The 9,341-nt window shown below is 72.2% G+C and carries 9 protein-coding genes; 2 read left to right on the top strand and 7 right to left on the bottom strand.

The genetic code is table 11. The features are described 5' to 3' along the window. Positions 1 to 28 precede the first annotated feature (28 nt). From ABZ990_RS16205 to sbnA, 6 genes are all read right to left on the bottom strand, one after another. Entirely contained in the window at positions 29 to 256 is a 228-nt protein-coding gene (locus tag ABZ990_RS16205) for an MbtH family NRPS accessory protein (protein WP_361231277.1), read from the bottom strand. Between the two features lie 232 nt (positions 257 to 488). Beyond that, complete coding sequence (locus ABZ990_RS16200) at positions 489 to 1,436, bottom strand: TauD/TfdA family dioxygenase (protein ID WP_361231275.1); 948 nt, start codon at positions 1,434 to 1,436, stop codon at positions 489 to 491. Positions 1,437 to 1,483: 47 nt separating this feature from the next. Beyond that, positions 1,484 to 2,788, bottom strand: a complete 1,305-nt coding sequence (locus ABZ990_RS16195; RefSeq protein WP_361231273.1) for an MFS transporter — start codon at positions 2,786 to 2,788, stop codon at positions 1,484 to 1,486. Then, positions 2,785 to 3,717, bottom strand: coding sequence for an ornithine carbamoyltransferase (locus ABZ990_RS16190; RefSeq protein ID WP_361231271.1), 933 nt, complete (start codon positions 3,715 to 3,717; stop codon positions 2,785 to 2,787). The genes ABZ990_RS16195 and ABZ990_RS16190 overlap by 4 nt, the downstream gene beginning before the upstream one ends. Next, positions 3,681 to 4,517 carry a 4'-phosphopantetheinyl transferase superfamily protein gene (locus ABZ990_RS16185; protein ID WP_361231270.1) on the bottom strand — a complete coding sequence of 279 codons (837 nt, stop codon included), beginning with the start codon at positions 4,515 to 4,517 and terminating at the stop codon, positions 3,681 to 3,683. Before ABZ990_RS16185 ends, ABZ990_RS16190 begins: the two co-directional genes overlap by 37 nt. A 40-nt stretch (positions 4,518 to 4,557) precedes the next feature. Further along, on the bottom strand, positions 4,558 to 5,592 hold the full coding sequence (gene sbnA / locus ABZ990_RS16180) for a 2,3-diaminopropionate biosynthesis protein SbnA (RefSeq protein ID WP_361231268.1): 1,035 nt from the start codon (positions 5,590 to 5,592) through the stop codon (positions 4,558 to 4,560). A gap of 135 nt (positions 5,593 to 5,727) precedes the next feature. On the opposite strand from sbnA, the gene sbnB reads away from it, so the two are divergent. Continuing rightward, on the top strand, positions 5,728 to 6,726 hold the full coding sequence (gene sbnB / locus ABZ990_RS16175) for a 2,3-diaminopropionate biosynthesis protein SbnB (protein WP_361231266.1): 999 nt from the start codon (positions 5,728 to 5,730) through the stop codon (positions 6,724 to 6,726). Between the two features lie 74 nt (positions 6,727 to 6,800). Here the strand turns inward: sbnB and ABZ990_RS16170 are convergent, their stop codons facing one another. Beyond that, positions 6,801 to 8,426: a tryptophan halogenase family protein gene (locus ABZ990_RS16170; protein WP_361231264.1), complete on the bottom strand. Its 1,626-nt coding sequence runs from the start codon at positions 8,424 to 8,426 to the stop codon at positions 6,801 to 6,803. A gap of 239 nt (positions 8,427 to 8,665) precedes the next feature. Between ABZ990_RS16170 and ABZ990_RS16165 the strand changes: the two genes are divergently transcribed. Continuing rightward, positions 8,666 to 9,319: a hypothetical protein gene (locus tag ABZ990_RS16165; RefSeq protein ID WP_361231263.1), complete on the top strand. Its 654-nt coding sequence runs from the start codon at positions 8,666 to 8,668 to the stop codon at positions 9,317 to 9,319. Positions 9,320 to 9,341: the final 22 nt, after the last annotated feature.

Below are 9,341 nucleotides of genomic sequence, written 5' to 3'. Positions count from 1 at the left end.
GGGGCGCGGGCCGGGTGGGGGCGCGGGGTCAGCCGGCCATCGCGTCCATGCGGCGGCGCAGGCTCAGCGGACGCATGTCCGTCCAGACCTCGCCGATGTGGGCCAGGCACTCCTCGCGGGTGCCCTCGGTGCCCTCGGCGCTCCAGCCGGCGGGCAGCGGGCGGTCGGTCCACCAGATCGAGTACTGCTCCTCGGTGTTCAGGACCACGCGGTGGGTGGCGGCTTCGGTCTGCGCGGCGGTGTTCTCAGCGGACACGGTCGTCTCCTGGTTGTCGTGTGTGCGTGACGGCGGAATGCCGGAATGGCGGGATGCCTGGGTGGCGGGTTGCCTGGGGGGGTGGTGGCGCGTTGCCGGAAGGGCGGCAAGGAAGGCCGGGCGGCGGAGGCCCCGGTCGGGCGATCGAGCGGCCCGCAGGCCCTGCCTGTCCGTCTTCTGTCTGCCTGTCCGACGATCGTCAGTCGGTCATCGGTCGGCCGTCAGTCGGCCGTCAGTCGGTCATCGCGACGAGGATCCGGCGCGGCCCGGTGAACGCCCGGCGGCCGTGGCCGACCAGCACGTTGTCGATCAGCAGCAGGTCGCCGCGGTACCAGTCGACGTCCACCGCGTTGTCGAGGCCCCGGTCGCGGATCTGGATCACGTACGCGTCGGGGATGGGCGAGCCGTCGGCGAAGGTGACGGACTGCGGCAGCTCCTCGGGCGGCATGATCGCGGCCAGCGCCTTGGCGGTGTCGTCGCCGAGCGCGGCGGGGTGCCACTGGTCGGCCTGGTTGAACCAGACCTCGTCCCCGGTGACGGGATGGGTGATGATCGCGGGTCGCAGCTGGCTGACGCGCAGCGAGCCGTCCGGCTGCCACTTCCAGTCCGCGCCCGTGCCGGCGAGGAACTCCTCGACCCGGGCCGGGTCCTCGGTCTCGAAGGTCGCCTGCCAGCTCTTGCCGAGGCCCATGCCGCCGTGCAGGTTCTGGCTGTAGCGGACCCCGCCCGCGAAGGCCTCGCGCACCTCCGGGTCGAGACAGGCGAGCCAGCGGGTCCCGTCGATGACCGGGGTGGCGCCGCCGGTGGCCGGCTCCATCTCGCAGTAGAACAGCAGCCGGGCGGGCCACTGGTGGGCGTAGCTCATCTCGTTGTGCATCGAGATGCTGAACTCGGCCGGGTACTCCGTCGAGGTATAGATGTTCGAACCGACCTTGGTGCGGGGCGAGTTGCCGTGCACATACGCCAGCCGGTTCGGCAGCAGCAGGTCCATCACCCCGTCCAGCTCGCCCGGTTCGACGCCGAACCCGCGGAAGACCAGGGCCTTCTCCCGGGCCAGCAGACCGCCGAGGTCTTCCAGCGAGCCGAGGTACTCGGCCAGGCCCCGGGCACTGGCCTCGGTCCCGGTCTCCTCCGGCGTGACGACGGCGGGGGCCCACAGCGTGTTCGCCTTGCTGTCCATGCGTTCGCTCCTTCCTTGCTCAACCGGTCCCACCTTCGGAGGCGGGCCTATATTTCTTCGCTATGGGCGGTATCGGTGTTCTCCGGCAGATCTGCTTCCGCTTCCCCTCTTCGCGGGACGACCCGCAGCGCCGGTGACACCAGCGCCACCAGGGCGAGCAGGCCCATGCCCCCGGCGATGCCGAGCGCGGTGGCGTACGTGCCGAACAGGGTCAGCAGGAAGCCGCCGACGAGCGCGCCCGCCGAGGCCGTACCGGAGCCCACCAGCGCGAACACACTGGTCACCCGCCCCTGGAGATGCTCCGGGGTGATCTTGATCTGATGGACTCCGGCGACCACGTTCATCAGCGCCCCGGCGAAGCTCATCCCGCCGAGCAGCGCCCCGAGGGCGACCGGGTCCGAGACGAAGGCGACCGGTGCCATCAGCACCGCCCAGAGCGTGAGCGACCCGGCCAGCACCGCGCGCGGTGCCGCCCGGCCCGCCGCCTTGGAGCCCGTGAGCGCGCCGGCGACCCCGCCGAGCCCCGTGACCAGGCCGATCAGGCCGATGGACAGGGGTGAGCCGTCGTCCTGTTTGACCACGAGCGCGAATGTCAGCATGAGGATCTGGAACAGCAGATTGCTGCCGGCCAGCAGCACCACGGCGGTCCGCATGAAGCGCTGCCGTACGACCCAGCGCAGCCCCTCGGCCACATCCGAGCGCAGCGAGGTGGCGCTCGGGGTGCGCTCCCCTTGCAACGGCCGCCGGATCATCAACAGCGTGAAGAGCGCCGTCAGATGGGTGAGCGCGGTGAAGGCGAACGGCAGCCAGCGGCCGAACTGGAACAGTCCGCTGGCCGCGGGCTGACCGAGGAGCCCGGCCGCCTGGCCGCGCGCCTCGTTCTGGCCGAGCGCCGCCGTCAGATGGTCGGGATGGACGACATGGCTGATCGCCGCCCGCTCGGCCAGCCGGTAGAAGAGCCCGGCGGCGCCGTCGACGAAGGCCGCCGCCGCCACCAGCGGGAGCCACAGCCGGCCCGCGAGCAGCATCGCGGTGACCGCCGCCATGGCCAGCAACCCGGCCACGTCGCACAGGATCAGCAGCCGCCGGCGGTCCCACCGGTCGATGAGCGCTCCGGCCGGCAACTGGACGACCAGTTGCGGCAGAAGAGCCGCGAAGCCGACGACACCGGCTCCGGCGGGAGAGTTCCCGAAGAAGATCATCAGCAGCGGGTACGCGGCCACGCTGGCCCGCAGCCCCAGGGCCGACAGCCCGGCACCGGTCCACAGCAGCCGGAAGTCCCGGTTGCGGCGCAGCGGTTCGGGCGCCCGATCCGGCTCCGGCTCCGAGCGCGGCTTGTCCAGGAGCGTCATCGCGGGGCACCGCCGCGGCACCACTCGAGGACGGCCATGGCACTGTGCATCTTGTTCTCCGCCTGGTCGAAGGCGATACTCCGGTCGCCGTCGAGCACCTCGGCGGTGACCTCCTCGCCGCGGTGCGCGGGCAGGTCGTGCATGAACACGGCCTTCGGGCTGCCGCTCCACAGTGCGGCGGTCACCTGGAACGGGGCGAACCGTTCCCGCCAGTCGGCGTCGGGCTTGCTGGTTCCGGTGGTCTGCCAGCGGGTCGTGTAGATCACGTCGGCGTCCTCGGGGAGGTCCGCCATGTCGTGCCGCTCGACGACCGTGGAGCCGTGTGCCGCCGCACTCGCCCGCGCCCGGGCGGCGACGTCCGCGTCGAGCCCGTACCCCTCGGGGGTCCGCAGCTCCAGTACGGCGCCTTCGAACCGCGAGAGGCCGAGCGCGAGCGCCGCCGCCGTGTTGTTGCCCTCGCCGACGTACAGCACCCGCAGCCCCTGGATCCGTCCGAACTGCCGCAGCAGCGTGGTCAGATCGGTGAGCCCCTGGGTGGGGTGCTCGTCGGCGGTCATGGCGTTGACGACCGACATCCGCGACTGGGCAGCCCAGGCCCGCAGTTCGGCCGGGTCGTCGGCGGTACGCGCGACCAGCACGTCCAGCATCCGGGAGAAGACCCGGCCGGTGTCCTCGCTGGTTTCCCCGGTGTTGGTCTGCAGATCGCCGCCGGCGAAGGAGACGATGCGCGCGCCGAGCCGCAGCGCGCCCGCGGAGAACGCGGTGCGGGTGCGGGTCGACGTACGGCGGAAGTAGATCCCGGCGATCAGGCCGTCGAGCACGCCGGCGGGCGAGGACCGCCCGGAGGAGAACTCCGCTCCGCGCGCCACGATCGCGCGCAGGTCGTCGTCGGTCAGATCGTCGAGAGAGACAAGGTGGCGGACGGCCACGGCGCACTCCTTCTCACATCGGGTTCCGTTCCGGGAGGCCCGGCGGACTGCCGGCCGGCCGGAGGTGGTCTTTCGATCAGTCGCAGCGGACCGGCCGCGGCCGCCTCCCGCGCGATGGCGGCGTACCTGCCGGGGCCGACCGCGAGGTCCTCGACCACCCAGGTGTCCGCTCCGGCGGCCGTCGTGTGGGAGACGAGCAGGGGCCCGCCGCCGTCCGGCCCGTGGACGTCCACCTCGCGGGCGTCGGCGATCAGGCCGATGCCGCTGGCCTTGAGGACGGCCTCCTTCCGGGTCCAGTAGCGCAGGAAGACCGCGAGCTGGGCCGTGGGATGCGTCTCCCGGCGCAGCTGGGCGAGTTCACGGTCCGACAGCACCAGCGGTGCCACCGGCTCCGTGTCGAAGCCCAGTACCTGTTCCAGGTCGACGCCGATCCGGCGGTCGCCGCCGGTGACCCCGAGCAGCCAGTGCGGTCCCGAGCGGGACAGACTGTGGCTCAGGTCCGTCACCGGCCACGTGACGCGCGGGGCGCCGTGTTCGGCGTCCCCGCACTCCGGGCAGCGCCGCCGACCGAACTGGAGTTCGGCCGGCGGCGTGCCGAGGTAAGCCCCCAGGATGCGGCGTACCGCCACGTGCGCTCCGATGTAGTTCCGGCCCGCCTCCTCGGTCATCGCCCGTGCCGAGGCACGTTCGGCCGCGGAGAGTTCGGCGAGGGCGTCGGGTCCGGGCTGCCGCTCGACCGTTCCCCACCACACGTGCGTCACATCGGCGTCGAAGACATCGGAGAAGTCCTCGGCACTCATGGGTGTCACCCCTGTTCTCATCGTCCTGATCCCCCACGGATCAGGCGCTGGTCGCGGCCGCGGGCAGTCGGGCGCCCCCGGGGTCGGCGTAGTCGCCCTTCCACAAATGGGAGACCTCGCCGAAACGCTCGCCGACCCATTGGTCCGAATAAATGGTGCCGAGGTAACGGTCGCCGCCGTCCGGGAAGACCAGGACGACATTCGAACCGTCGGGAATCCACTCGCGGAACTTCTCCAGAGCGGCCACCGCGGCCCCGGAGGAACCGCCGATCAGAATTCCCTCGTGATGCACCATCCGGCGGCAGGAGACCACGCAGTCGAGATCGGTGACGTGCACCACCTCGTCGGCCGCCGCGGGATCGAACAGCGCCGGCGTCACCGCGGCACCGTGCCCGGGGATGATCCGCGGGCTGTACGGCTGGCCGAAGATGGCGCTGCCCACCGCGTCGACCGCGACGACCGTGGTCGTCAGCGCGTGGTCCCCGATGTACTCCGCGCAGCCGCGCAGCGTGCCGAAGGTGGACACCGGCGAGAACAGGTAGTCGACCCGTCCGTCCAGCGCCTCCGCGATCTCCCGCATGGTGTCGTGGTGCGCCCGCGGATTGAGCGGGTTCGCGTACTGGTTCGGCCAGTACGCCCCCGGCACCGAGGCGACCAGCTCACGGACGCGGGCGAGCCGGGCTGCGAGGTACTCGCCGGTCACCGGATCGGGTGTCCGTACGACCTCCACCCGCGCGCCGTACGCGGCCAGCAGCGCGAGGTTCTGCTCGGTCGTCTTCGCGTCGACGACACAGATGAAGTCGATGCCGAAGTACTTGCAGATCTGCGCGATGCCGATCGCCAGGTTCCCGGAACTCGACTCGACCACCACCGAGTGCCCTGGAATCAGCCGGCCCTCCCGGATCCCGCTGCGCAGCATGCCCAGCGCGGACCGGTCCTTCACGCTCCCTCCCGGATTGAACCTCTCCATCTTGGCGAACACCCGGGAGTTGAAACCCGGGAACATATTCGCCAGTTCGACCAGCGGGGTATTCCCGATGGTGTCCAGAATCCCCTGGAATATGGGACGGCTCATTCTGTCCTTCCCTCTGTCGTGGCTTTTTCGGGATACGCCAGGGTGGGCCGCCGCCCTATGCGTGTTCTATTAGAGATCCGGTATAGAGGGCACCGTCAGGGTCGCCGCACGATTCACCCATCGAAAGGAACCGTGATGCTGATTCTTCGGCGCTCCGACGTCCAGGAGACCCTGGCGGGCCGCGAGACGGAGATCATCGAGCTCGTCGCCGACGCCTACCGGCTGCACGACGAGGGAGCCACGGCGCTGCCCCACTCGACCTTCCTGCGCTTCCCGGAGGAGCGTCACGCGCGCGACCGGATCATCGGTCTGCCGGCCTACCGGGGCGGGTCGGCCCCCGTGGCGGGCATGAAGTGGATCGCGTCCTTCCCCGGCAACGTCGCGGCCGGCATGGAGCGGGCCAGCGCCAGCATCACCCTCAACTCCCTGGAGAACGGCCGCCCCACGGCCTTCCTGGAGGGCTCGGTCATCTCGGCCAAGCGCACCGCCGCCAGCGCCGCGCTCGCCGCCCGGGTGCTGACCGAGGGCCACCCGCCGACCGGTGTGGTCCTCGTCGGCTGCGGTGTCATCAGCCTGGAGATCCTGCGCTTCCTGGCCGCCGCGCTGCCCGGGCTGACCGAGGCCGTCTGCTACGACATGGACCCGGCCCGCGCCGAGGCGTTCACCGGCATCTGCGCGGCGGAGGTCCCCGCCGTCAAGGTCTCCGCCGTCGCCGACCTCACCGAGGCCCTCGGCTCGCACCCGCTCGTCTCCTTCGCCACCACCGCCGGCGAGCCCCACACGGATCTGTCCGCCTGCCTCCCCGGCGCCACCGTCCTGCACATCTCGCTGCGCGACCTCACCGTCGGGACGATCCTCGGCGCCGTCAACATCGTCGACGACGCCGACCACGCCGTCCGCGAGCGGACCTCCCTGCACCTGGCCGAACTGGCCACCGGGAACCGCGACTTCGTCACCGCCTCCATCGGCGCCCTGCTGCGCGGCGCCGCCTCTGTCGAGCGCACGGAGGACCGCCCCGTCGTCTACTCCCCCTTCGGCCTGGGCGTCCTCGACATCGCGCTCGCCGAGTACGTCCGCGAGGAGGCCGGACGCGCGGGCCGCGGCGTCACGGTCGACGACTTCCTCGCCGGCTGACACCACCGGCCGAGGGTCTGCCCCTTGGACGGCCGAGAGGGGGACGGCGGCCGGGCCGCCGTCCCCCTCTCCCGTCATCGGGAGCCGTGCAACCGCCGCAGGTACTCGTACGCCGTCGGCAGCGTCCCCAGGAGGATCCGCTGCTGACGCTTGACCGAGGTGAACACCTCGTCCGCCGCCGCGGCCTGCCGCGCCTGGTGGGCGAGCGCGGGCAGCGGGCGCTCCGGCTCGACGCCGAGGCCGGTGAGCACGCTGTAGTACTGCCCGTCGGTCCAGACGCCGCGCAGTTCCGCCTCCGGCCGGCCGGAGGCTCCGTAGTACGCGGCCTCGTCCGCCGCCGGGTCGACCGGCAGTCCCGCCCGGTAGGCGGCGGCCTTGTGCCGTAGCCCCTCGGGCAGCTCCCGCCCCTTGACCGCCCGCCAGAACGGGGTGTCCGCGCGGGGCGCGAACGCCAGGTGGGCCTGGACGAAGTCCCGTGACTGCGCGAAGAGTTCGGCGGCTTCCCGGTTGTAGTGCTCGGCGAGCACCGGGTCGGGGTCCCGGCCGGGGAAGTGGGTGACAAGCCGGTGCAGCGCGGCCAGCAGGAAGTGGCTGTCGGTGGGCTGGAGCGGCCCGAGGGATCCGGCCGCCCGGCCGACGGCGACGGTGTTGCCGACCCAGGCGCGGCGCAGCCGCCCCACCCGCACGCCGACCGTCTCGAAGCGGGCGCGGGCGGCGTCGATGCCCCAGAGGCCGGCCAGCTCGGCGGCGGCCTCCTCCTCGGTCGTCAGCGCGCTGTGGTGCGCGTGCCCGGCGGTGAATCCGGGGTGCAGCGGGATCTTCCAGGCCCAGCCCGAGGGCAGGGCGGTGACGGAGGTGTACGGGTCGACGACGCCCGCCGTCTCGTCGTGGGGCAGCCGGGCGACCACGACCCGGTCGCAGAGCAGTTCGTCCGACAGGCCCTCGAAGGGTTCACCCAGCACCCCGCCGAGGAGCGCGGCGGCCGGGCCGGAGCAGTCGAGGAAGAGGTCCCCTTCCAGGACGTCCCCCTCGGCGGTCCGCAGGGCCGTCACCAGGCCGCCGCCGTCCCGGCCGGCACCGTCCCGGTCGGCGCCGGCGAAGGTGCCCTGGACGGCTCGGACGCCCGATGCCGGCAGCGTCCGCGTGCGCAGATACCGGGCGAGCAGGGTGCCGTCGACGTGCCAGGCGTATCTGGTCGCCACCCGTCCGTCGAGCCAGCGGGGCGCCAACCGGGCGTCCATCAGCGGGGGTTCACGGAAACAGGCGTAGTCGAACGGCTCGGTGGTCCGCCCCTCCCGGGTGCGCAGCAGCCAGTACCGCGACAGCGGCAGGCCCTCGCAGTCGGGGAGCAGTCCGGTGGAGTGGTAGAAGTGGTCCTCGCCGCCGCCCGGCAGCGCCCGCGGCTCGGGCGAAGCCGGGCCCTCCGTACGCCAGTTGACGAAGCGGGTCGCGGTCCGGAAGGTCGCCCCGCAGGCCCGCATCCATTCCTCCTCCCGGGCGCCGAGGAGGTCGAAGAAACAGCGGTGGAAGTGGGGCAGGGTCGCGAACCCCTCGGCCCCGGGGGCCGGTCGGTCGCCTGGGCTCTCCAGGACGGTGATGTCGACCGTCCCGCCCAGGGCCTGCCCGAGATGGGCGGCGGTCATCCACCCCTCGGCTCCGCCACCGAGGATCACCACCCTCTCCACGCGTCGGCTGTTCATCTCGTGGTACTCCTTGCGGACGGGCGCGGCGCGGGCGCGAGCGCGGGGGCACGGTCTCGGTCTCGGTCGGTCTCGGTCGGTCGGTCTCGACCGGTCTCGAAGAGCGGCAGCTTCGCGGTCGTCCCTACAGGCTTTCTGTAGCGGCCTGTTCGCCGGGATATAGGTTTTCCATAGAGGGGGCGGAGGTGCCCTTCGCACCCTTGGGTGCGACTCGCCCCCCACAGCCCCAGGGAGACCCGATGAAGCGTCCGCTCCGCACCCCACCGGTCGTGTACGCGCTGACCGCCGTGCTGGCCGGGGGTCTCCTCTCCGGCTGCGGCGCCGCGACCACCGAATCGGCCGGCTACACCGTCGACGCGGCCGTGACCTCGCTGAAGGTGACCTCGTCCGGCGGCTCCATCGAGGTCGTCGTCGGCGGTGGCAAATCGGTGAAGGTCACCGAGAAGCTCACGTACGACGGCGACAAGCCGCGGACCTCGCACACCCAGGAGGGCGGGCAGTTGGTCCTGACCGCCCCCAAGGACTGCGGAGGCGGCTTCCTCGGCGGCTCGACGTGTGAGATCAGTTACCGCGTCGAGGTGCCGAAGGCGCTCTCCGCGACGCTGGCGAGCGACGGCGGCGACATCACGGTGGACCAGGCGGTCGCGGGCCGGCTGACCGCGCGCTCCGACGGCGGCAAGGTGACGGCGGGCTTCGCCCAGGCCCCCGACTCCGTGGACATCGGCAGTGCCGGCGGCAATGTCGTCGTCCGGGTGCCGGGCGGCCCGTACGCGGTCGACTCCGCTACGGACGGCGGCAGTCAGGGCGTACGGGTGCCCACCGCCCCGGACGCCGGCCGCACGATCCGGGTCCGTACGGACGGCGGCTCGGCCCAGGTGCTCCCCCCGTCGTAGGCCCCTCAGTCGCAGGCCCCTC

The organism is Streptomyces sp. NPDC046203, from assembly GCF_040646255.1.
Classification (GTDB): Bacteria; Actinomycetota; Actinomycetes; order Streptomycetales; family Streptomycetaceae; genus Streptomyces.
Note: the sequence above shows the minus strand (reverse complement) of the source record. Positions and strands in the feature narration are given on the sequence as shown.